This is a genomic window from Glaciecola sp. KUL10, from assembly GCF_003203515.1.
GTDB lineage: Bacteria > Pseudomonadota > Gammaproteobacteria > Enterobacterales > Alteromonadaceae > Glaciecola.
The window spans coordinates 500,267-524,447 of record NZ_BGNG01000001.1; the positions used below are offsets into that span (position 1 = coordinate 500,267).

19 protein-coding genes are annotated in these 24,181 nt (G+C 41.4%); 6 read left to right on the top strand and 13 right to left on the bottom strand.

All coding sequences use genetic code 11. The features are described 5' to 3' along the window. Positions 1 to 120: 120 nt before the first annotated feature. Positions 121 to 870 (bottom strand): GntR family transcriptional regulator, encoded by a 750-nt coding sequence (locus KUL10_RS02320; RefSeq protein WP_110427279.1) that lies wholly within the window; start codon positions 868 to 870, stop codon positions 121 to 123. Positions 871 to 1,110: 240 nt separating this feature from the next. Between KUL10_RS02320 and KUL10_RS02325 the strand changes: the two genes are divergently transcribed. From KUL10_RS02325 to KUL10_RS02345, 5 genes are all read left to right on the top strand, one after another. Beyond that, positions 1,111 to 3,204, top strand: a complete 2,094-nt coding sequence (locus KUL10_RS02325) for an alpha-xylosidase (protein ID WP_110427280.1) — start codon at positions 1,111 to 1,113, stop codon at positions 3,202 to 3,204. Between the two features lie 6 nt (positions 3,205 to 3,210). Continuing rightward, a complete protein-coding gene (locus KUL10_RS02330; RefSeq protein ID WP_233499688.1) occupies positions 3,211 to 3,744 on the top strand; it encodes a TRAP transporter small permease in 534 nt (177 codons plus the stop codon). Next, positions 3,745 to 5,031: a TRAP transporter large permease gene (locus KUL10_RS02335; RefSeq protein ID WP_110427282.1), complete on the top strand. Its 1,287-nt coding sequence runs from the start codon at positions 3,745 to 3,747 to the stop codon at positions 5,029 to 5,031. A 9-nt stretch (positions 5,032 to 5,040) separates the two neighbouring features. Next, positions 5,041 to 6,084 (top strand): TRAP transporter substrate-binding protein DctP, encoded by a 1,044-nt coding sequence (dctP, locus tag KUL10_RS02340; protein ID WP_110427283.1) that lies wholly within the window; start codon positions 5,041 to 5,043, stop codon positions 6,082 to 6,084. Between the two features lie 312 nt (positions 6,085 to 6,396). Further along, a complete protein-coding gene (locus KUL10_RS02345) occupies positions 6,397 to 8,772 on the top strand; it encodes a TonB-dependent receptor (protein WP_110427591.1) in 2,376 nt (791 codons plus the stop codon). A 479-nt stretch (positions 8,773 to 9,251) separates the two neighbouring features. Here the strand turns inward: KUL10_RS02345 and KUL10_RS02350 are convergent, their stop codons facing one another. The 6 genes from KUL10_RS02350 to KUL10_RS02375 all read right to left on the bottom strand — a co-directional run bounded on the left by KUL10_RS02350 (position 9,252) and on the right by KUL10_RS02375 (position 16,038). Next, positions 9,252 to 10,256, bottom strand: a complete 1,005-nt coding sequence (locus KUL10_RS02350; RefSeq protein ID WP_373415167.1) for a YeiH family protein — start codon at positions 10,254 to 10,256, stop codon at positions 9,252 to 9,254. Further along, the gene (locus KUL10_RS02355) at positions 10,253 to 11,245 is read right to left on the bottom strand and encodes a TauD/TfdA family dioxygenase (protein ID WP_110427284.1); all 993 of its coding nucleotides are present in this window, start codon (positions 11,243 to 11,245) and stop codon (positions 10,253 to 10,255) included. The genes KUL10_RS02350 and KUL10_RS02355 overlap by 4 nt, the downstream gene beginning before the upstream one ends. A gap of 8 nt (positions 11,246 to 11,253) precedes the next feature. Continuing rightward, positions 11,254 to 12,219 carry an aldo/keto reductase gene (locus KUL10_RS02360; RefSeq protein WP_110427285.1) on the bottom strand — a complete coding sequence of 322 codons (966 nt, stop codon included), beginning with the start codon at positions 12,217 to 12,219 and terminating at the stop codon, positions 11,254 to 11,256. 101 nt (positions 12,220 to 12,320) lie between these two features. Next, positions 12,321 to 12,770 carry a DUF2721 domain-containing protein gene (locus KUL10_RS02365; protein WP_110427286.1) on the bottom strand — a complete coding sequence of 150 codons (450 nt, stop codon included), beginning with the start codon at positions 12,768 to 12,770 and terminating at the stop codon, positions 12,321 to 12,323. Positions 12,771 to 12,806: 36 nt separating this feature from the next. Continuing rightward, on the bottom strand, positions 12,807 to 13,745 hold the full coding sequence (locus tag KUL10_RS02370) for a transporter substrate-binding domain-containing protein (RefSeq protein ID WP_110427287.1): 939 nt from the start codon (positions 13,743 to 13,745) through the stop codon (positions 12,807 to 12,809). Beyond that, positions 13,738 to 16,038, bottom strand: a complete 2,301-nt coding sequence (locus KUL10_RS02375) for a bifunctional diguanylate cyclase/phosphodiesterase (protein WP_233499672.1) — start codon at positions 16,036 to 16,038, stop codon at positions 13,738 to 13,740. Before KUL10_RS02375 ends, KUL10_RS02370 begins: the two co-directional genes overlap by 8 nt. A gap of 260 nt (positions 16,039 to 16,298) precedes the next feature. On the opposite strand from KUL10_RS02375, the gene KUL10_RS02380 reads away from it, so the two are divergent. Further along, the gene (locus KUL10_RS02380) at positions 16,299 to 17,102 is read left to right on the top strand and encodes a hypothetical protein (RefSeq protein WP_110427289.1); all 804 of its coding nucleotides are present in this window, start codon (positions 16,299 to 16,301) and stop codon (positions 17,100 to 17,102) included. A 69-nt stretch (positions 17,103 to 17,171) separates the two neighbouring features. Here KUL10_RS02380 and rpsO read toward each other — a convergent pair whose 3' ends face one another. The 6 genes from rpsO to rimP form a co-directional block, all read right to left on the bottom strand. After that, positions 17,172 to 17,441 carry a 30S ribosomal protein S15 gene (gene rpsO, locus KUL10_RS02385; protein WP_110427290.1) on the bottom strand — a complete coding sequence of 90 codons (270 nt, stop codon included), beginning with the start codon at positions 17,439 to 17,441 and terminating at the stop codon, positions 17,172 to 17,174. A 111-nt stretch (positions 17,442 to 17,552) separates the two neighbouring features. Next, complete coding sequence (gene truB, locus KUL10_RS02390; RefSeq protein WP_110427291.1) at positions 17,553 to 18,506, bottom strand: tRNA pseudouridine(55) synthase TruB; 954 nt, start codon at positions 18,504 to 18,506, stop codon at positions 17,553 to 17,555. Further along, positions 18,506 to 18,901: a 30S ribosome-binding factor RbfA gene (gene rbfA, locus KUL10_RS02395; protein ID WP_110427292.1), complete on the bottom strand. Its 396-nt coding sequence runs from the start codon at positions 18,899 to 18,901 to the stop codon at positions 18,506 to 18,508. Before rbfA ends, truB begins: the two co-directional genes overlap by 1 nt. A 152-nt stretch (positions 18,902 to 19,053) precedes the next feature. Further along, positions 19,054 to 21,663: a translation initiation factor IF-2 gene (gene infB, locus KUL10_RS02400; RefSeq protein ID WP_110427293.1), complete on the bottom strand. Its 2,610-nt coding sequence runs from the start codon at positions 21,661 to 21,663 to the stop codon at positions 19,054 to 19,056. Between the two features lie 23 nt (positions 21,664 to 21,686). Beyond that, positions 21,687 to 23,180, bottom strand: coding sequence for a transcription termination factor NusA (gene nusA / locus KUL10_RS02405; RefSeq protein ID WP_110427294.1), 1,494 nt, complete (start codon positions 23,178 to 23,180; stop codon positions 21,687 to 21,689). A gap of 51 nt (positions 23,181 to 23,231) precedes the next feature. Further along, positions 23,232 to 23,690: a ribosome maturation factor RimP gene (rimP, locus tag KUL10_RS02410; protein ID WP_110427295.1), complete on the bottom strand. Its 459-nt coding sequence runs from the start codon at positions 23,688 to 23,690 to the stop codon at positions 23,232 to 23,234. Positions 23,691 to 24,181: the final 491 nt, after the last annotated feature.

Genomic DNA, 24,181 nt, shown 5'->3' on the forward strand with positions numbered 1-24,181 from the left:
TTGTTATAATATAACACTACAGTTTATAAACCTAGCTTATCAATAAAACAGTCTTAATCTTTAGAAAGCCATAAGCCAGCTTCGCATTGGCACTGATTTCGTCTAAGACTTAGGATTCGCCTATCCCAGATCCACCAAATAATGAAACTCATCACTGCGGCAACGACTCACTCGATATTCGATCGTTTTACCGTCTATAGTACGTGTAATTCGTTTAACTTCTAACAATGCGGAGTTTGGTTTGATACCTAAAAGCTTTTCATCTTCTATGTTTGCCAACACGGCTTTGATGCTGTCTTGGGTATCTTGAACAGTTAAGTTAAATTCTTGCTGGTAATAATGATATAGGGTGTGTGGCAAGTCAGTTTCAGTTTCCAAGCCTTTAAAAAACTTGTGTGGTAAATAAATAGACTCGATAATACAAAACTGCTCTTGCAGGACGCGTTGGCGCACAAGGTGGATAACTTTTTCTGTCGACTTTAAGCCTAACTTACTTCTTATTTCGGGAGTCACCTCTTCGATAGCGAGTGATAATAGTACGGCTTTAGGTAATTCCGGCGCTGCTCCGTCTTTGATGAGCGGGAAAAAGCGATACAAACTTTGCTGGTTATTGTGCTCAGAGACAAAGGTTCCAACGCCTTGTTTACGCGTTAATATCTTAGAATCAGTCAGGCCATTTAACGCTTTACGAACAGTACCTTGGCTAACGCCTAACTCGTCAGCAAGTTGAAATTCATTTGGCAAGGCTTCGCCGGGCTTCCATCTTTGCTCGATTATTAATTGCTTTACATGCTCTTCAACCTGTTTATACAAGGGTTGAAAAGCTAGGTTAGGTCTATTGAGCTTGTTGTCAAATTTCTGCTTGTTCATACTGGATTCTTTTAAACACTTGCGACTAGATTAATATTAATACCTATTAATATTCAAGCTATTAAGGCCAATCATCCCATATTTGAACAAATGGCCTCTCGATCACTGCTAATATTAATTGCGCACCTATCAACGAAATTGAAATACTCACATTTGCAGATTGACAATAATTTAACAAAACTATAACTTATGTCTTATACAAGACTAACCAGTAGCATATACTAAAGGAATTCTAAGCCTGTGCTTTCTTTACAGACTCCTGACTGGAACAAAATAGAACAGTGCGTCGTTCTCGATGCAAGTCTGTCTTCAAAAGAGACGGTCATTCTTAAGACTAATCAAGACGATATTTGCATTTCAATTAATGAGTTTGGATTGCGCTTAACAACTACTAAAAAAGCGCACGATTTTGATTATGGCATTGTGATTAATGACACTGTTGCGTGTACGCTTAAATTGGACTTATCTGATACTCATGTTTTTATCTCATCGGATAAGTATCAAATAAGCATTCAAAAATCCCCTTTTGCTTTTACTTGGTCAAAGGGTAAACACATCATTCAAAAAACACCTAACGACGAACATTTTGTTAGACAGTACCGGTTACCTCCGCTTGCTCAAACAGATGAAGGTTGGCTGTTTAGTTTGGATCTTGGTGCTGAAGAGCCTGTTTATGGGCTCGGTGAAAAATGGTCTTCTTTAAACAAACGCGGTCACCTTATCCGCTCATTTAACGTTGATGCTTTGGGTGTCAACGCAGAAATTTCATATAAAAACACGCCCTTTGCGTGGAGTCCTGAGGGGTGGGGAATATTTATTAATACTCCTGCGCCCGTTACTCATTCTGTTGGTCACCCTGCTTGGTCACAACGTGCATACACTGCGCTAATTGAAGATGCATTTTTTGATATTTACTTACTCGACTCAGACTCGCCGCTACATACACTGGAAATGTATACGCACTTAACAGGCAAAGCCCCCGTTCCACCTTTGTGGAGCCTTGGTGTGATTTTATCAAAAGCTTATTACAAAGATGTGCCTGAGCTACTTGCGACAGCAAAAGCAGTGCGCGAACACAATATGCCATGTGATGTGATCACCATAGATGGCAGAGCTTGGCAAGATACTGATACGCGTTTTGCTTTTGAGTGGGATCCTAAACGTTATGACGACCCAGCATCTGTTATCAAAACGCTCAAGGATCAAAACTTTAAAGTATGCGTTTGGGAATACCCTTTGGTTTCGGTTCAAAACAAGCTGTTTGATGAAATGGCGGCCAAAGGTTGGCTACTTAAAGATAAACGAACGGGTGAAGCCTATCGCTACCAATGGGACATGAGCGCATTTGCCGAAGTGCTCACTCCGTTACCTGAATCTGGTATCGTTGATTTTACGCACCCTGACGCATTTAATTTTTGGCTAGAAGCCCATAAACCTTTATTTGATATCGGCGTTGATATGATAAAAGCTGATTTTGGTGAGCAACTAGAAGACGACAATATGCTTGCCTACAATGGCGATTCAGGCATTAGACTGCACAATGCATATAGCTTGTTATATAACCGTTGTGTGTATGAGGCAGCGGCTAAATACTGTCAATCAGGTCCGTTCTTATTTAGTCGATCTGCTTGGGCAGGTTCACAACGATACCCAAGCCAATGGGGTGGCGATCCACAAGCTGATTGGGGTGGTCTAATTGGCAGTATTCGCGGCGCTTTATCTTGGGGAATGTCTGGCGCGCCCTACTTTGCAACAGATGTTGGTGGCTTCTACAAAGACAAGCGTGACCCATTGTTATTCGTTAGATGGTCACAAGCTGCAGTGTTCAGTGCTCACATGCGTTTGCATGGCATTGGTCAGCGTGAACCCTGGAGTTATGGACCTGAGGCAGAGGCCGCGGTCAATAAAGCATTAAAACTAAGATACATATTGATGCCATATATTTACAGTGTAATGCACCAAGCTAGCGAAACAGGCCTGCCCGTGATGCGAGCAATGCCCCTCGCCTTTGCAGATGATCGCATCGCCCAAAGCTTTGAAATGCAGTACATGCTTGGCGACAGTATGTTAGTTGCACCTTGTACTAACCCACACAGCAAAGTTGAGGTTTATTTGCCCAAAGGCGATTGGCTACGTTTTCCTTGCGCAACGCCATTTTCGGGTGGACAACTGTTAACACTCTCGCTTGAACTTGACGAAATGGCTGTGTTTGTAAAACAAGGGCATACAATAGCTATCGGCGAACAAGTTGAACATACGCAGGCAATTTCTGCCGATTATACTAAGCTTGAACGACTCCCTCAGTGGCCAAACTCAGCGATTGAACTTAACTAGGCAATGATGAATTTGTTAAAAGGATTTATTAATTTACTTGATACCTTAAATGAAGCTAATGCTAATTTTGGTAGATGGACTGCGGGGCTGTTCTTAGCCGCGATGGTCTGTATGATCATCGCTCAAGTAGGCTTTCGCTATTTGCTCAATGATTCATTAACTTGGACAGAAGAACTTTCAAAGTTCGCAATGGTGTGGATCGCCTGTTTAGTTGCCCCATATGCGTATAAACATCATCTAAATGTGTCAATCGAAATGTTTCACCAAGCGCTGCCTGCGGCACTTGCGCGTGTGGCCGAAATTGCCGTTACACTTTTGGTGCTACTGATATCCTATTTATTTTTTAAATACAGTTTGGGCTTTGTTGCAAACGGCGCAAGTATCAACGCTGCATCAGTGCCACTTTCATTGTTTTATGTTTATTTGTGCATGCCCTACGCTTTTGGCTCTTTATTTCTAGTCGGCATTCAACGCTTGCTAGAGCAAACCTCAACACCAATTATTCATTCAAATAATGTCTTCCAACAGGAGCTGAAATAGATGTCGCTCAGCTATATATGGATTTTCATTCTATTATTAACTGCTGGTACGCCTGTTGTTTTCGCATTGTTGATAGGTCCCGGTGTCAGCCTAATGATAGATGGCAAAGAGGTGTATTTATCAGCCTTGGTAAATCGTTTATTTTCAGGCATGAATTCCTTTCCGTTGATGGCCGTTCCTTTTTTCATCTTAGCAGGTGAATTGATGAATCAAGGCGGTATTACTCAATCAATTGTTCGCTTTAGCCAAACACTGATTGGACATTATCGAGGGGGGCTTGCTCAGGTTAATATTTTATCTTCAGTACTATTTGCGGGTTTGTCTGGTTCTGCAGTCGCCGATACCTCTGCACTGGGTAAAATGCTCATACCTGCTATGGAGCAAAATGGCTATAGTCGACGATTTGCTGCCGCAGTGACCGCAGCGTCTTCCGTTATTGGACCAATCATTCCACCCTCTGGGATCATGATTCTCTATGCGTTTATCATGAACGTGTCGGTTGCAGGCATGTTTTTGGCGGGTATTGTGCCAGGCATTATGATTTGCATCGGATTAATGTTGGTGACGAGTCGCATTGCTAAAAAGCGAAATTACCCCGTAGCGAATGAAAAGGCCACTTGGGGCCAACGAGGAAGTGCGTTTAAAAGCTCTTTTTTGCCATTACTGACGCCGGTTATTTTGTTAGGTGGCATATTAGCAGGTGTGTTTACCCCGACCGAAGCCGCAGCAGTTGCTGTTGCCTATGCCTTAGTCGTTACGCTATTTATAACCGGTACGCTTAAACCTAAACAACTTCCACTGGTGTTGGTTAACGCAGCCGTGCAATCAGGCACGATTTTACTACTAGTGGGGTCTGCCGTGACCTTTGCTTGGATAATCACAGTTTCGGGCATGGCAGATACACTGGCTCAACAGATCACGCAAATAACGAGTAATGTATTGCTGCTTTTACTCATTATTAATATATTTTTATTTGCAATCGGCATGTTCCTAGATGCGGGTCCAGCGATATTAATACTAGGCCCCGTGCTTGCGCCTATATTTATCTCATTAGGCATCGATCCACTTCACTTTGCAGTCATCATGTGTGTCAATTTAACCGTTGGCTTGGCAACACCTCCAATGGGCTTAGTCCTGTTTGTTTCTGCATCAGTGTCTGGTGAGAAGACCGAAAATATTGCCTACGAAATGCTTCCCTTCCTAGCGGTCGAAGCCTTTGTTATTTTCTTAATCACCTACTTTCCTGCAATCACGATGACCTTACCAAGATGGTTTGGTTTCGCTTAGGGGCTAAAGATGTCGAATCGATTTAATACCAAACGCCTCTCACTGTTGCTTATCTATGCGCTCGTAGCTATTAGCAGTATTGTCGGTATTTGGCGTTCCACCACAAGCCAAGCGGAATTTACAATAAAAGCCGCTATTCAAGCCTCTACTCAAGATGAAGATTATGTCGGTTTGATGGCATTTAAAGAATATGTCGAAGCAAAGAGTAATGGGCGAGTAGAAGTCGCGATTTATCCATCTGGTCAGTTTTGTGCAAGCGTCCCAGAATGCATTAGTAATTTGCAACAAGGTGTTTTAGAGATGTTCCCCAGCACAGCAGGCGGTACTGGGAATTTTTTTGGTCCTGCCCAAGTCTTGGATATTCCTTATTTATTCAAAAGCGATAAACAAGCTGAATGCGTGTTAGATGGCCCCATTATTAATGAAATGAGAAAAGCTGTTTTAGACAAAGCACTTGGCTTGCGCCTGGTCGGAGTCTCAAATACCGGGGGCTGGCGAAACTTCGCTACTACCAACAAAGCGATACAAAAGCCCGAAGACTTAGTTGGTCAAAAGATTCGTACAACACCTGCCGAAATTCAACAAGAATTAGTCAGAGCATTAGGCGCTAACCCTACGCCAATATCCTGGGCCGAGCTTTATACAGCGCTGGCAACTGGCGTAGTTGAAGGAAGCAAAAACGGTATACAGGACATCATTGGCGCAAAACTCGAGGAGCATTTAAAGTTCATAGTGTTAGATGGCCATTCATACATGGCGACCTTGTGGTGGTTTTCAGAGCCCGTTTGGCAAACACTTCCTCCAGATATCCAAGCTATCATTTTAGAAGGCTTTGAAAAACAACAAGTCGCAGCGAACAATCTCGTAGCAACTATGGAATCTCGTTCTTATCAAATTTTTGAAGAAGCCGGCGGGACAATTTACAGACCCTCGATAGAAGAAAAAGAAGCTTTTAAAAAAACTTCTACCCCAATAAGAGAGTGGTTTATTAGCAAGTTTGGAAATCGATGGCTAACTTTATTAGAAGACTCTGTTGCACAGTGTCCAGTCTAAACGAGTTGCTCAAACACACTTAATCCTATCATTCATCAAAGCGTATAAAGAAAATTAAATCAATAAATAACGATTTTATAACATTTATATTGCACATCATTAACTTATCAGCTAAATTTTGTATATCTTCTATCTTATATAAGACCACTTGTTTTATTTAGGAAAGCGACTATTCAAATACACAACTCAAAATACGTAGTCGTAAGAAGGGCAGCAATGAAAACACACACATATTTTCTCGTTGCCGCACTGGTTCTAATCTGATCAATCAGATACACGGACACAATAAAAACAAATCTTGGAGAACACATGATGACTTTTAAACCAAGCACCATACAACAAGGCCTTACAAAAGCATTGGCATTAAGTACCTGCCTTGCGTTTGGACTGACAGCGAATGCACAAGAAAATTCAGATGCTGAATCACAAGGCTTAGAGAAAATTACCGTTACATCGCAAAAGCGCGTTGAGAATTTAAATGAAGTGCCTGTTGCAGTATCAGTTTTGCGAGAAGCGCAAATTAACTCAGCGTTTGCAGCAAATATCGAAGGTTTGCAGGCTCTGGTGCCTTCCGTTAGCTTTAGAAAAGGCAATACGACAAGAAACTCGGCAATTACCGTGCGTGGTATTGGTACAATTTCATTCAGTATTGCAGCAGAGCCAAGTGTTTCAACCGTCGTTGATAACGTAGTATTAGGTCGTTCAGGTCAAGCTTTTGTAGATTTATATGATTTAGAACGCATTGAAGTGTTGCGCGGGCCACAAGGCACGTTATTTGGTAAAAATGCATCCGCTGGTGTGGTAAATATGGTGTCAAAGCGTCCAACAGACACTTTCGAAGGCATGTTTGAAGCCACACTAATGGAAGACAATGAATATCGGTTGAAAGGAAAAGTATCAGGAGCGTTAAACGATAATGTAAACGGCAGCCTAACCTTCCTTAAAAGCCAATTTGACGGTTACATTGAAAACGTGTTCAACAACCAAACGACCAATGGCTACGACAAAGAAGGCGTGCGAGCCATGCTAGATGTAGACGCTGGTAACGATACCGACATTTTATTTATCTTTGAGAGTGTAAAGTCAAATGATAACTGTTGTGCGGATCTAGAATTAGCACCAAGCGGCCGTCACAACTCTGAAGCTTCTCCAAATAGTTCAGGTCCTGGCGATTTAGACCTAGACCAGCGTTTTGTTGACCACGATTTTGAAACTCGCACAATCGACGAACACACTGCTTTCTCTATTCAAGTAGATAAAGAATTAGGCGACCATACCCTAACATCAATTACAGCGTATCGTTCGTGGAGTAATACAGAATTTCGTGAAGGTGACTTTACGTCAACAGCAGGTGATGCCCCCTTCCCTGTCTTTGGTGTGCCTTTCCAACTACATGATATTGGCCCCCAAGAATGGGATCAGATTTCTCAAGAGTTAAGAATTGCCTCTCCAGTGGGCGGCGCATTTGATTATCAAGCAGGGTTCTTCTGGTGGAATCAGCAGTCAGAGCGTAATTTTACACGTGATGCTTCATGTCAGAATAATAACGGACAATTCCCTGCTGCTATTGGCGCATACCTCGAAAACACATTAGGTGTCGCTAATCCCACTGATGCGCAAATCAATGACTTTATCGCAAGCGAAGGCTTGAGCTGTAACGCAAACGATATTGTGAGTGCAACAGCATTTATGGAAACAGAGTTTAAAAACTGGGCCTTGTTTGCTGATGCTAAGTACCACATAAATGATGATCTTCGTTTACTCTTTGGTGCGCGTTACACCCAAGATGATATTAGTTTTAAGCACAATCGTCGTAGCAACGATCAATACAGCAGAACAGGCGTTGGAGTTCGTGCATTTGGTACTGATTTTGACGGCTCAACTGACGAATCGAATACTTCAATAAAGTTTGGTGGTCAGTATGACATCAGTGATGAAAGCATGGTTTATGCAACTTATTCACAAGGCTATAAAGGCCCTGCGTTTAATGTGTTCTATAACATGTCAGAAAAAGACACCTTGCCTATCGGCCCAGAAGAATCAGACGCTTACGAAATCGGATATAAGTACGCAACCAGTGACTTAATTTTTAATGTTGCAGCCTTTAGAACAGACATTGATGGTTTCCAAGCTAACAACCCCGAGTTATTAGATGGCGTATTTATCACTCGCTTAACCAATGCAGGATCGGTGACCACCGAAGGTATTGAGTTAGACTTCATGTGGCAAGCAACGGATAACTTCTTACTAACAGGTGGCTTGTCTAGCGTTGATGCCGTTGTAGATCAATTCAGATGTCCAGTTGGTCTTGATACATGTGACGGAAATTCAGGCGCAGACCTACCGTTTTCACCTGATCTAAAATACTCATTAACCGGTGAGTACGTGATGGAAATGGATGACATGGACGTATTCTTTAATACTTCTTATGTTTATACAGACGATATCAACGCGGGTGGCCCTGGCACTGATGCCAACCCAGGTGATGTTACGTTCTTACCTGACTACGCATTAATTAATGCAAGTGTCGCATTCTCGTTTGATGACGATGCTTACAGAGTTTCTCTAATTGCGAAGAACCTTACCGATGAGAAATTCGTAACAACATACAGCGGCGATAATTTCCGCTATCAAATCCCTAGAGATGCTGACCGCCACTTCGGTGTTCAGTTGCGAGTGAACTTCTAAAGTTCTTTGTGTGGTGTGCTTAGGCGTCCTTGTGGACGCCTTTTTTATTGGTTTTATAATTCTTTGAGTTCTAAGCAGCATACTGTGTTTGCGTTCGTAACGTTACTTTGTTGTGACAAATTTATATCGTCATTCCTTCGAATGAAGGAATCTCGTAAATTTATAAACGTAAAACAAATCGATCAAACTATTCAATCAAATTATCGAGCAAACATTACCAAAGAACATTCAGCGCGCCAGGTAAGCCCTATGCATTCATAAAAGCTTCCAACACAGGACGTGTTGGCAGCAGCGGCCAAGGATGGCGCACAGCGGTTTTATGAATGCATAGGGCTTATCTGGCAAAAGCTGAATATTGCTTACGAAGTGCGTTGGTTGATGTTTAAAGCTTGCTATGTTCCAAGGAGGTTCTCTTTTTCAAGGGAATGACGTTTCTTCGATGTAACAAGTTTCACCGGTGTAAGTTGTTACATCATTAGCTATAGCATTGGAATACAAAGCAGAATTAGGCCGGCGATCCATACGGTTTCTGCAATCAGGATGAAGATCGGTTTAAAGCCAACTTCGGTGATTTGGGCTAGGTTAGACTTCATACCAATTGCCGCGATAGAAACAACCAATGCGAAACGAGAAATATCGGTTGCCCCATTAGTTACAATAGCGGGCAATTCAACCCAGCTATTGAGTGTCATAAGCAATATAAAGCCAACTAGAAAGGCGGGAACACCAGGTGGTTTAGCATCTTTTGCGCTATCAAAATTCATCCGCAAAACCAATAATATACATACCACCACAGGCATCAAAAACGCCACTCTGACTAACTTGGTCAAGGTTGCAAGGTCACCCGTTTGTTCTGATACTGAATAGCCGGCGCCTACCACTTGAGCGACATCGTGAATCGTCGCACCTAAAAATAAACTCGTTTGTGTTTCATCTAAACTCAACGCACTCGCGAAGATGGGATAAAGCACCATAGCTATCGTGGATAATGTGGTTACGCCGATGATGGTCAGCATAGTGTCTCTGTCTTTTTGTTTACTTTCTGGCAATACAGCTGAAATTGCCATGGCTGCTGATGCCCCACAGATCCCTACTGAACCACCTGTTAGCACACCAAAACGCTTTTTTAATCCAAAGCCTTTTGCCAATGCAATACCCAATAAGATAGTCGACCCAATGGCAAAAATGAGTAGTGCACCGGTTTTCCAGCCCATCGTGACCAAATCATTAAAAGCGATTCTTAATCCTAGTAATGCAACGCCAATTCGTAATATATGGCAAGCAGTAAACTCAATGCCAGCTTTGCATTTTGTATCTTGGTAGATAAACGACATAGCGATACCGAGAAGCAATGCAAACAACATCGCTGGCGCGCCATAATGCTCACTTAAAAAGAGTGCGGCCAAACCCACAACAATGGTAGTGGCTATACCGGGCAGCAAGACCTTTACTTGCTCCACAGGACCTTGTGCGACAGAGCTCAAGCTTCATCCATAGCGAGGGCAACTAAAACCTGTCGCTTTCTTTCACCTGAAAACGGCTTACGCCCGTGCATAGCCATATAATTGTCAACGAGTGCGACGTCACCGTCTTGCCAAGGTAAGTCAAAAGTAAACTGCGCCGCTAGAGATGCAACGAGCTCAAGTCCACTTGCTGCGATATGAGAGCCATCGCCAAAAGTAATTGCACTAGCAGGGTTTTCTCTGACGCCTTTCCAGCCCATGTATGCTGCGATTAATTGATTATAGAAAACCTTATTTCCATTTTTTAGGGTAACAACAGCCGGAAGTACTGGCGTGGTCGCGCGAAGACTGTTATCCGGCATCCATTCCCACGAGTAACCAAGTTCTTTAAGCTTTGCTTCGCCCTCTTCAACTGATTCAACGCTTAATGTACTTTTCCAGCTTCGACCTTGACCACTATTGGGGTCGTCTTCAGCCGGCATATGTGTGGTATATTTAAGGCCCTTTTGTTCAAACTCATCAGCTAAAGTGCGGTCTTGCTTTTGGAGTTCTAAGAACAACATATCCGAGCGACACAGCGGCGTAGCGCCCCCCTCTTCGGCTGCACTTTTACAAAAGAAAAATAGCTTACTAGGTGAAATAGGTGTTTGGGCCATTTCATGATGCAAGTATATTTCAACGTCCTTGGGTGCTTCGTTTGCTGTAAATACGCGTTCAGTAAAGTTAATTCTGACTGCGTTAGAAAGCGATTCTTTGTATGTAAAGTTCGGATAACCAAATGAATTTGAAAATTCATCAAAGGTCTCTGCAGAATACAAAGGAAAACCTCTAAACAATATTGCACCGGAACTTTGAAGACGTTCTTCTAACACTTGTTTGTTCGCTACTATCCATTCAGCACACTCTTGCGTGGTTTTTAACCCATCTTCATTTAACACTACACTAGGGAATACGGAATCACCACATGCAAGTTGATGTGGCACGTCGACAAACCTGATTACATTAGTCATGTTCGCTCCTAGTCATATATTGGGTTGAAAGTATTGAATGCGGCCTCACAAAAATCACCGGGATCATTAAATCGACGGTTAATGTTGAGTTCGTCAATTGCGGCCATTTCTGCTTGTGATAATTCGAAATCAAAAATTGAGATATTTTCTTTCAAACGCTCAACTTTTGAAGTCTTTGGTATGATCGCATTCCCACGTTGTATACCCCATCTTAAAACAACTTGAGCAGGCGTTTTATTCAGCCTTTTTGCAACAGATATTACCACATCTTGCTCCAATATTGACTCAGATGCTCCTGCCATATCTAGTTCAAGATAAGACAATGCCCCAAGTGGAGAAAATGCAGTGACATCGAGCCCATAGTCTTTCGCTAGTCTAATGAGTCGTTGTTGAGTCAGATAGGGATGACTTTCAATTTGTAACATGGCTGGTTTTATTTCTGCATAAGACATTAAATCATGCAATAGTCCTGAGTTGTAATTGCATATGCCAATCTGTTTCGCCAACCCTTTTTTACAAACAACTTCCATAGCAGCCCAAGTCTCACATAAAGGAACAGGTGCTCTTTGCATTGTTGGGTTTTCTGAGCTGGGGTCAAAAATCCACTCAGGTGGATATCGCACATCTATAGGTACGTATTTCTGAGCTATTGGAAAATGAATTAAGTACAAATCTAAGTAATCTAACTGCAAATCATCAAGTGATTTTTGTAGTGCAATTTCTACATGTTCTTTGGCATGGTAGGTATTCCACAATTTAGAAGTAATCCATAGCTCATCTCGCGTACAAAGACCATCATCAATGGCGCGCTTAATGCCTTCTCCAACTTGAAGCTCATTCCCATAATCGCACGCACTATCTAAATGCCGATAGCCTAACTTTATTGCATTATAGACTGCATCTGCACACTCTTCTTTTGGGACTTTCCAGAGTCCAAAACCAACGCGAGGAATGGTATTTAGTTGTTTTGTCATTTTAAGGCTCACCTACTCAGGTTTTATATCTTATATAAGACTAAAGTTAAAATATTGTTGCTTTATTGTCAATTGAAAAGCGAAAGTGAATATAAAGATTCTTAGTGGTCAAAATACTTAGGGTTAATTTTCAATGACGCTGTTGCTAAACTGACTTCGAATAAAAATGCAGCAAGTCCGGCAGTCAAAAATGTCAAACTAATGATAAATGTCACAATGACTGCTGCATTTAACTCAGTCGTGAGTACACCATTGAGCAATAATAAAATTACATTAATACAGACAGTTACTGCAGAACTAGTGAGCAATGTAATTGCCCAATTTGAAAAACGCATGCGTCTTCTTAAAGAAACCAGTTCACGAATACACTTGTTATTGAGCTTACTAGGATCTTCACTAAGCATGTCGTCGAAGTACCTTGCACGGTCGACAATTCGAGCTAATCTGCCCGTTGCTACATTGACCAGTTGACCAATACCGACGATTAAAAAAATAGGAGCAAGTGACAATTGAATGATTGTTGCGGCGCTATCGCTTAAATTAAAGTCCATGAAAGCCTAATGAAGTATTTTGAGTTTTGTAATTTATCAATCGTATTTACTCGGGTCAAACCATAATCTAGTATCATCAAATAAAACATCAGTAGGCATATTTGGGTTTTCTAATTTAATCACATTTCTATCCATCAAATTTGCCTCTAAAATATATCTCTTATGGTATCGATTAAACAGCCGGTCGTAGGTACCATCTTCGATTAGAATGAACAAACCTTTCGTTAACCGATTATACAGCGCTTTATTACTTCGATTTACGTAAAACAAATCCGCTTGTGGATAATACAATGCAATTTTAGGGGCAACACGCAACTGCGGGAATTCGGATTTGTAAAACATTAATTCTGCCGACGCTTCGTGTATCGCCCTCGGAAAAATGTCAAATCGTTTAAAGGCCAACATTTGATAAAGATTGTCTGCATTACTCGACATCACTACCTTTGGAAAATATTTTTGCATCGCAGGTAAGTCTATCCAATCTGCTCCATAGCCCAACGTTAACCCTTGTATACCTACTAATGTTTCTGCTTGAGAAATATTAATCGATTTGTCTTTGTGCGTTAGTAGCAAACGCCAGCCCAACATTCCTTTCCGGATTGGCACGCTGATATGCCGCAATTTTTCACTTAGTTCTTTGGAGGCTGGAAACCACGCAACATCAATACCTTCGTTTTTTGTTAATGTGGTAACTTTTCTTAGTTCACTGTAACCGCCCACGTGCACTAATCGGCAGTTCCCAAATTCATTTTCAGTTACCTTTATTGCAGCTTGAAGTAATATCTTGGGGTAACTAGCAAAGGGATAAATTGAATTTAATCTAGCGGGGTACCTTACCACACACGTTTGGTCTTCTTCATGGATACTAGATTGGGCTGAGGCAGGATGTACACCACTAACCAATAATATCAATAAGATGGTCGCCGTTATAATTAAGAAGTTTGCTCCATGCTTTTCATTAAAGCTTTTATTCATCCGAAAAGAACTGACTATAAAAAACGTCTGGAGAAAGCGGTCGGCTAAACAAATAACCTTGGATAAGCATGTGGCCCGTGCTGCAGAGCCAGTTTAATTGCTGCTGAGTTTCGACACCTTCAGCAACCGTTGTTAGCCCAAGGTTATTTGATAGCTGAATGATAGAGCGGACAAGGTTTTCATCTTGTTTATCTATTGAAATATCATTAATAAATGATCTATCAATTTTTAATTTATCAACTGGAAGATCTTTAAGGTGACTCAAAGAACTGTAACCAGTGCCAAAGTCATCCAAGGAAAAACTTATTTTAAGCTTTTTGAGTTCGTGGATCTTGTCAATTGTTTCAGCCAAGTTTTCCAAAGCAACGCTTTCTGTGATTTCCATCTCTAAATGATGACCAGCCACTTGGTGCTTGCGCAGAGTACCGATAACTCGCTCTAGAAAGCGTTCATCTGAAAACTGTTTACCACTAATATTTACCGCGATTCTAAAGTCATCTTTTAGCAAGCCTGCACTTTGGACTTTAGCAAGAAAGGCACAAACCTTATCAAGCATAATATCGCCAACTTCGATAATGAGAGAACTTTCCTCTAAAAACGGGATGAATGAATCTGGTGATATCGTTTCATCACCTTTTTGCCATCTTATAAGCGCTTCAGCAGAAACAATTTCGGAAGAAGTTGAATCGTAAATTGGCTGTAACACAAAGCAAAATTCATCATCTTGCATCGCCTTGGTAATGTCGCGCTCAAGCTCTAATAATTTAGCAGCTTGCATTGCCATTTCATCTTTAAACATGGTTACACAATTGCGACCTCGTTTTTTAGATTCATACATAGCTGTATCTGCATACTGTAAAATCAAGTCAGCGCTATGTTCTCCCCGTCTAAATACAACCACGCCGATGCTCGCAGATAAAGAGTAGCTATGCATAGACAGTTTGATGTCTTTATTAATACAAAGCCTAATTTTTTCAGCGATTTCAGTAGCCATTATTTTTGCAACTTCAAAATCGTTACTTAAATTTTCTCTGAAATATAAAAACTCATCTGCTCCAAGTCGCCCTACAACACCTGTTGAAGAAAATTGGTTCACCAATTCATCACATAACTCAACAATGAGAATATCTCCTACACTGTGACTTAGGGTGTCATTTATGCGTTTAAATTGGTCTAAGTCGGCAAGGATAGCAACATCGTATTTATCAGTATCTTGTATTGGCTTAGCTTCTTTTAATATGTCAAACAGTCTATTGCGATTGGGTAGGTTTGTGAGTGGGTCTTTATAAGCTAGCGCTTCGATTTGAGCTTCTGCTTCTATTCTTTTGGTTACATCATTGCAGACCGCAAGTAAACTCTGTCCGTCAAAGGTGTGAAATTTAACTAACGAGACTTCGTGAATCGTCGTTTGTTGACTAGCATTTATCATAGGACAAGTAAGATCTAGCTGTCGCTGCTCACTGTTCATGAATAAGAGTATTTTTTGATTCAAATCCGCGTCTATCTTTTTAATTACCTTTTCGGCGTTTTTACCCTTAAGGTCAAATATTGAATAACCATAGAATGCGGCAGTTGATTTATTTGCAAACGCAAAAAGCCCATCATTGTCTATTGCAAAAATTAGCAACGGGGCAGTATCAAGAATTAAACGAAAACGCTGGCTTCGCTGAGTCAACAACAATTGCCCTGAGGCGATACGATTTAAAAGGTCATTTGCAGAATCAACAATCAAGCTAAACTCATTGGATTCATGCCCTTTAATATGAGCAATAGACTGCTCTGTTATTGACGAGGTGTTGACGCGTTGCAGCCTTTTGGCAAGGCGAGTAAGTGGAACGGCAAGTGAGTTGTGGTAGAGTAAAACCAAAGCGAGAGAAAGCAACATGTAGCCAAGTAATGAAATGCTAAACGTACGAATAGCCCTTTGATACACCTCTTTTAGCGCAACATGGTTGTTAGCTTGAAGAATCAGTTTACCTGAAAAATTACCTTCGCCTACGTCAACACTGTATTCTGTATAATTAGGTGCAACGAGAGATAGCACTGGGTTAATGTACCTCAGCTCTTCGCGAACAATCTCAAACATTGTTTCACCGCGATCGTCAACTAAAGCAACATAAGAAAAATACTCAAACAAGCTGAGCCCCTTAACAATTTGCTCTGCTAAGTTAGGGTCCATCAAATATACTGCTCTAGAGGCAGACGCTTTGTTTGAATCAATAATGGACGATATCGAGGCATTTATATCCTCAGTTCGATTTTTAAAATCGAAATACGTCTGTTGAAACGCCATTAAGAGTCCTAGCAAAGATACTAAAAGTAAGCTGCGCAGACCTAAAACAAATGATAGCTTTTTTCTTAACTTCACTGAATTTTGTAACTCATTTGTTTACCTAAAATCAATATATGCCATCCATATATACTTGTCTAATATATATATCCGCGCTAAGGACTTGTTTCTTTAATCAAAAGTGACATTTTTAGCTTAATAACATGCATAAAAAATAGTTTTGTTTTAACATCAGGAAAAACAACAATAACGAAGTTCTCAACATGTCAAATAAGCAAGATGATAAAGATTTTCCGACAATAAACATCGATATGGATGAGCACAGACCTATCGAACGAAAGACCTCAAATAAAAGTGCTCAAAGTGCAGCAATATCCCAATCCGCAGCACCAAAATCCAGCAACGCGTTTGGTGTTATCGCGTTTATGTTTGCGGTTGCTGCCTTAGGCGTGAATGTATTTTTATATAAACAAATAGAAGCTGAACAGAAAAGAGCCAATGCTGCAGAAACTCGAATTCTTTCTCTTGAAGACAAAATTTCAGCGACAGGCGAAGAAATAGGAAATTCAACGGTTGCATTGCAAGTGAAAGTTACCGAATTGACGAATAAGTCAAATGAGCTTTGGGATCAAATGGACAAGCTGTGGGCTTCTGCTTGGAGACGCAACCAACAAGATATTAAGTCATTAGATGGGCAGGTCAAAAAAGTACAAACGGACACCCAACAGTTATTAACGGGCATAGATAAGAAAGCAAGCGAAGCACAATCAAGTACTCAAGCGCTCATCTCAAGAGTAGATGGGATAAATGGCAAGTTAAATAATCAAGCAAACGATATTCTTGCTGCTAGCGTAAGTGCGGAACAAGCGTCAGAAGCGACAAGAGGTCAAGGCACAAGAATTGATGCACTTAATGAAAAAATTATGCTTTTAGAAAAACGAAATGGTGATCTGTTATCAAAAATCGCTGATTTAGAAACCCAACTACGTGAATTAGCCACTAAAACAGTCAGCAACCAGCAAGTTAAGAGCGATACACTGAACTTGCATTCGGATATCGCAGAATAGCTTAACTAGACAGATATTTTAGATACAAAAAAGGCGCCAAACGGCGCCTTTTTCACGAAACGCTAACGCTTATCGACGTAGACCTAAACGCTTGATTAAGTCAGTGTAACGATCTTGATTTTTGCCTTTAAGGTAATCAAGAAGCTTTCTACGTTGGCTAACCATGCGCAATAGACCACGACGTGAATGGTGATCTTTCTTATGATCTTTGAAGTGACCTTGTAGTTTGTTGATGTTGTTAGTTAACAATGCAACTTGTACTTCAGGTGAACCTGTATCGCCTTCTTTAAGACCAAATTCTGCGATGATGTCTGCAGTTTCTTTTGTAGTTAGTGACATAAATTACTCCTAATATTAAGGATTTAAAGATAAGACATGCCGATCACTAATTCAGTCATGTCCGAAAGAGCGCGTATTATAACGATCTTCGTTTAATACACAAGCTTTATGCTAGGGATATACCACAACTCGTTTGGGTTGAAGTCGACCGCTATCATCAATTGTTGCAATGCCCAAGAATGTCTCGTGCTCTTCCAAATAAAGTCTTACTAACTGTTCTTTATCAAGTGAGTGCTCGACATCAACCGGTTGGCCTTGTGAGAATGCAAATTTTCCAGCAGTAGTCGCATACAATTTTGGAAGCGCTAATACCGCAGTGTCCATTGGTAATAAAAGCTTATCTAGTGTTTGGTAGTCAGGTTCTTGTTCAGTCGATTCAGCAGTGTCTTTGATAGTCTTAGATAAAGCCAATAAATTATTCATTGTGATCATTTGATCAGCTGGATAATTAGCTACTTGAGTTCTTCTCAACATACTGACATGAGCGCCACAACGCAGCACTTGCCCAATATCGTCGACGAGTGAACGAATGTAAGTCCCTTTTGAACACCTAACTTCGAGGTCGAGTTCGTCGCCCTCAAACCGCAATAACTTAAGTTCATAAATAGTAATATCACGCGCTTCGCGATCAATTGTAATCCCTTGCCTTGCGTAAGTATAAAGTGGCTTACCATTGTGCTTTAACGCAGAAAACATTGATGGAACTTGTTTTATCTGCCCCCTAAAACCATTTAACGCCTCAGCTATTTGCGCTTCTGTGACATCAACGGGCTTGGTTTCAACTACTTCACCATCGCTATCAGAGGTATCAGTTCTCACACCAAGTGTCGCAGTTGTAATGTAGGTTTTATCCGCTTCTAATAAAAATTGTGAAAACTTGGTCGCTTCACCTAAACAGATTGGCAACATGCCGGTTGCTAGCGGATCAAGCGCGCCAGTATGTCCTGCTTTGGCAGCGCCAAAACTCCGTTTAACTTGCTGAAGAATAAAATTTGATGACTCACCCGTGTATTTATCAACCAGTATAACGCCGTTGATAAGGCGGCCTTTGCGTTTTCTGCCCATTACTCTTCTTCGTCTTTGCCTTGTGTTTTTGCGTCATCAGACGCTCTTGCCTGATTGACAAGGGTCGAAATTCGAATGCCTTCTGTGATTGATTCATCTCTAAAGAAATGCAAATCAGGTACGCTTCTCATTCTTAAACGCTTTGCTAACAGACTTCTAACCATCGGCTTAGCATCTTTTAGTTTAACGAGATCAGCATTGATAACGTCTTCGTCATCGCCGTAAAAAGTGACATAAATCTTAGCGTGAGCTAAGTCGCGAGACACCTCAACGCTACTAATGGTGATGAAACCTGTATCAGGCTCACGGTGTTTAAATTCGTTTTGTAAAATACTGGCGACTTCTTTGTGAACTTGTTGACCTACGCGGTCTGTTCTAGAAAATTCTCTAGCCATAAAAACTCCTTAAAGTACGATTGGCTCATATTGCCTTGCTCATATTTGCTTTAATCGTACTGCCCTAAATGAGACAGTATTAATGACAAAAACGGAGGCAATGTGCCCCCGTTTATATGAGTTACCGATTTAAAATTTAGTAAAGACTATAATTAAATGGTTCGTGCAACTTCGACGATTTCAAATACTTCGATTTGGTCGCCTACTTTTACATCATTGTAGTTCTTAACGCCGATACCACACTCGATACCTTTTTTGACGTCTTGAACATCATCTTTGAAACGTCTAAGTGATTCTAACTCACCTTCGTAAATAACAACGTTTTCACGCAATACACGAATTGGATTGCTACGCTTGATAACACCCTCAGTTACCATACAACCAGCGATTGCACCAAGTTTTGGCGATTTAAACACATCACGTACTTCTGCAAGTCCGATGATTTCTTGTTTAAACTCAGGTGCTAACATACCGCTCATCGCAGCTTTTACTTCATCAATTAGTTCATAAATGATGCTGTAGTAACGCAAATCAATTTCTTCGGCTTCAATTACGCGTCTTGCTGTTGCATCTGCACGTACGTTAAAACCAACTACAATTGCGCTAGACGCTGCAGCTAAACTAGCGTCAGTCTCGGTGATCCCACCTACTCCGCTACCTACTATGTTGACTTTGACTTCGTCAGTTGAAAGCTTGGTTAAACTATCTGCGATTGCTTCGATAGAGCCTTGAACGTCGGCTTTAAGTACCACGTTTAACTCGCTTACATCGCCGCTTTCCATGTTCGCAAACATGTTTTCAAGTTTCGCTTTTTGCTGTTTAGCAAGTTTCACTTCGCGTTGTTTTGTATGACGTTTAGCAGCTACTTCACGTGCTTTACGCTCGTCTTTAACTACTAATGCATCTTCACCTGCGATCGGCACGCCTGATAAACCAAGCACTTCGACGGGTGTTGAAGGTCCTGCCACTTTGATTTGGTTACCGTTTTCATCGCGCATCGCACGAACACGACCATACTCTTCGCCACATAGTAAAATGTCGCCAGCGTTAAGCTCGCCTTCTTGAATCAAAACAGAAGCAACTGGACCGCGGCCTTTATCAAGACGTGATTCAATGACGATGCCGCGAGCAGCACCTTTGTTTACTGCCTTAAGGTCAAGTACTTCAGCTTGTAATGTAATAGCTTCTAAAAGCTCATCTATGCCAAGACCTGTTTTTGCAGATACGTTAACGAATTGGTGCTCACCGCCCCATTCTTCTGAGATAACTTCTAATTGAGAAAGCTCAGTTTTAACGCGGTCTGGATCGGCAGTTTCTTTGTCCATTTTGTTAACCGCAACAATTAAAGGAACGCCAGCAGCTTTAGAGTGCTGAACCGCTTCTTTAGTCTGCGGCATTACACCATCATCCGCTGCTACCACTAAGATTACGATATCAGTAGCGTTAGCACCACGAGCACGCATTGCGGTAAACGCGGCGTGTCCAGGTGTATCTAAGAACGCGATACGACCGTTATCAGTTTCTACACTGTAGGCACCGATGTGCTGCGTAATACCACCTGCTTCGCCATCGGCAACTTTCGCTCGACGAATATAGTCAAGTAGTGAAGTTTTACCGTGGTCAACGTGACCCATGATAGTGACAACAGGTGCACGTGTGACTTTTTCACCAGAAGCAGTATCTGCAATCAATTCGTCTTCTAGCGCATTGTCGTTTACTAGCTCGTACTTTTGACCCATTTCTTCAATTACTAGCACTGCAGTGTCTTGATCGAGTACTTGGTTGATTGTCGCCATTTCGCCCATTTTCATCATGGCTTTAATTACTTCAGTACCTTTTTTAGCCATACGGCTTGCTAGTTCGCCAACGGTGATTGTTTCACCAATTTTGACGATACGCTCAACAGGTGCGGCAGGCTTATTAAAGCCGTGTTTAAGGTCTTCACCCGCATTCTTTTTCGACTTTTTACGACGACGAGAAGAACGCTCAACTTGCATGTCTTCTTCATCTTCCGCTTCTTGTGCATAACGGTTAGAGTGGAGGTGCACGTCTTCAGCTTCTTGCTTCTTGCGACGTTCTTCTTCTTCTTTCCAACGCTTATCATTTTCTTCAGCAAGTTTGCGCGCTTCTTCCGCCGCTTTTTTAGCGTCTTCTTCTAGCTTGCGCTGAGTTTCTTCTTCTTGCTGCTTTTTGATACGTTCAGCTTCAGCCCGCGCTTCTTCTTGAGCAGCACGTTCTTCATCGCTAAGTGTAGGTTCGTTTTTCTTACGTTCTTCAGCTTCTTTCTTCGCTTTTTCTGCTCTTGCCGCACGCTCTGCTTCTTGGGCTTTGCGAGCTTCTTCAGCTTTTTTAGCTTTTTCTTCAGCTGCTTTTTTAGCGACCTCAGCTGCTTTTTGCTCAGCTTCAAGCCTTGCTTGCGCTTCTTCAGCTTGGCGCTTTGCTTCTTCTTCAGCTAAACGCTGCTCTTCAACATCTGTGCGTTTAACGTAAGTGCGTTTTTTGCGAACTTCGACCTTAACCGCTTTAGACTTACCCAAACTAATCGTGCTAGTAGTTTTGCGTTGCAAAGTCATCTTTTTAGGTGCTTCTGCGCCTGTGCCACCGTGTTGTTTACTTAAGTAATCAAGTAAGGTTTTCTTTTCGCTTTCTGAAACGACATCACCTGCGGCTTTCGTCACACCTGAGTCTTTAAACTGCTGAACCAAACGATCAACGGTTGTGCCAATGTCTGTGGCGAGTTTTTCTATGGATACTTCTGCCATATTAATACTGTCTCCCTGTTGACCTATTCTTCATTAAACCAAACGATGTTTCGAGCAGCCATAATAAGCTGACCTGCTTTTTCTTCATCAAGTTCTTCAATATCACTGATTTCATCTGTACCTTGTTCTGCTAGGCTTTCTAAGTCGGTTACGCCTCTGCTTGCAAGTACGTATGCTAAATGCTTATCCATACCTTCAAGGTTAAGCAATTCTTCTGTTGGTTCTGATGCTTCAAGCGATTCTTCATTAGCCAAGGCTTTGGTCGTTAACCAAGCTTTCGCTCTGTTTCTAAGCTCTTCAACTAAGTCTTCGTCCAAACCTTCGATTTCAAGCAATTCACTTACTGGGACATAAGCGATTTCTTCTAAAGACGTAAAACCTTCATCAACAAGTACGCTTGCGAATTCTTCGTCGATGTCTAAACCTGAAGTGAATACGCTTAATACTTTTGCGTTTTCTTCTTCGTGTTTCGCGTTTAGATCGTCAACGGTCATTACGTTTAATTCCCAACCGGTGAGTTGGCTAGCTAATCTGACGTTTTGACCACTTCGACCAATTGCTTGTGCTAAGTTGTCTGCTTCAACCGCTACATCCATTGTTTTTGAATCTTCATCAACAACAATAGAAGCGACTTCAGCAGGTGCCATTGCATTAATAACGAAAGAAGCTGGGTTCTCATCCCATAAAACGATGTCTACACGCTCACCGCCGAGTTCACCTGAAACAGCTTGAACACGAGAACCGCGCATACCCACACATGCGCCAACAGGATCAAGGCGTTTATCATTGGTTTTAACAGCTATTTTTGCACGAGCACCAGGATCGCGAGCCGCTGCTTTAATTTCAAGCGTTTCTTCTGCGATTTCTGGTACTTCTAATCGGAATAACTCAACCAACATGTCTGGATGTGTTCTACTGATGAACAACTGTGCACCGCGAGCTTCGGGTCTAATGACATATAACAAACCACGTACTCTATCGCCTGGTCTGAATGTTTCTCTTGGCAACATATCGTCGCGGTAGATGACACCTTCAGCGTTGTTACCTAAGTCAATAATGATATTGTCTCGGTTCACTTTTTTGACGGTACCGGTGACTAACTCACCTACTCTGTCTTCATACTCGGCAATCATTTGAGCACGTTCGGCTTCGCGCACTTTTTGCACGATAACTTGCTTAGCCGTCTGCGTAGTAATTCGATCAAACGCAATAGACTCGATTTGTTCTTCAACGTAATCGCCCAGTTGAATCTCTGGCTCATCTATTTGTGCAGCCGAAATGGTAATTTCCGCGTAAGGGTTCTCTTGCTCGTGATCGTCTTCAGTCACTAACCAGCGTCTGAACGTATCGAAGTCACCCGTTTCTCTATCGATACTCACGCGGACTTCTATTTCGCCTTCATTTTTCTTTTTAGTGGCACTTGCAAGCGCGAACTCGAGGGCTTCAAAAATTTTTTCTCTTGGCACTTGTTTTTCATTTGAAACAGCTTCTGCTACCAATAAGATTTCTTTACTCATTTTTGCTCCAATGATGTCTCAATCAATTGAGTCATCCTTAACATTTGTCTATTAATCGAAGTTAGGCACTAAATTGCCTTTTTCTATGTTTTCAACTGCTAATTCAAAAGTATCGTTATCCACCTTAACTGAGATAATCCCGCTCTCACAGCTCAGCAGAGTGCCTTTGAAGTTGCGTCGGCCATCAATTGGCATTCGCAATTTCACAGACACTGTTTCACCAACAATTGACTCGTAGTGAGCAGCTTTAAACAAAGGCCTATCCATACCTGGAGAAGATACTTCCAAATTGTATTCGGTCGTAATTGGATCCTCGACGTCTAACACAGCGCTGACTTGATGACTTACATCAGCACAATCGTCCACATCGATTCCTGTTTCTTTATCTATATACACTCGTAATATAGAGTGTTTTCCAGCGCGAACAAACTCAACACCAACCAACTCAAAGCCCAAGGCTTCAACTGGTGAAACTAGCATTTCGGTTAGTCGTTTTTCTAATTGTGACAATTATTAACTCCACATATAAAAAAAGGGCAAAACAGCCCAATTTCATTCTGACGTTTGATTTACCATTGCGCCAGATACAAAAAAGCCCCGGTCAAAGCGGAGCTCATATCATACTGCGATGTACAACTTGCTTGATAATTTAAGCAAGCCGCCTTGAACTACTCGTGCATAAATAGCTCAAGAAGAACACGCTTTATACCTAAGTGGGTGTAGTATACGCGCCTACTTTATCTATGGCAAATATGATTTCATAGTGATTGTTGTTGTGTGGTATGTTTAGCACATCAAAGACGGTCAATATTTAATATGAAATACATACATACTTCATATTAACTCCACAATATTGTGTTTATTATGAACTTAGCTTATTTTCATGTTTCACTAGATAGCTAATATCATTTTTTGAATAGTGACTAATAAACAACGTAGCTAACCACAAAGAGTCAGGCATGAAAATAAAAGACATTTAAGCTAAGAAAGTATAAAAACAA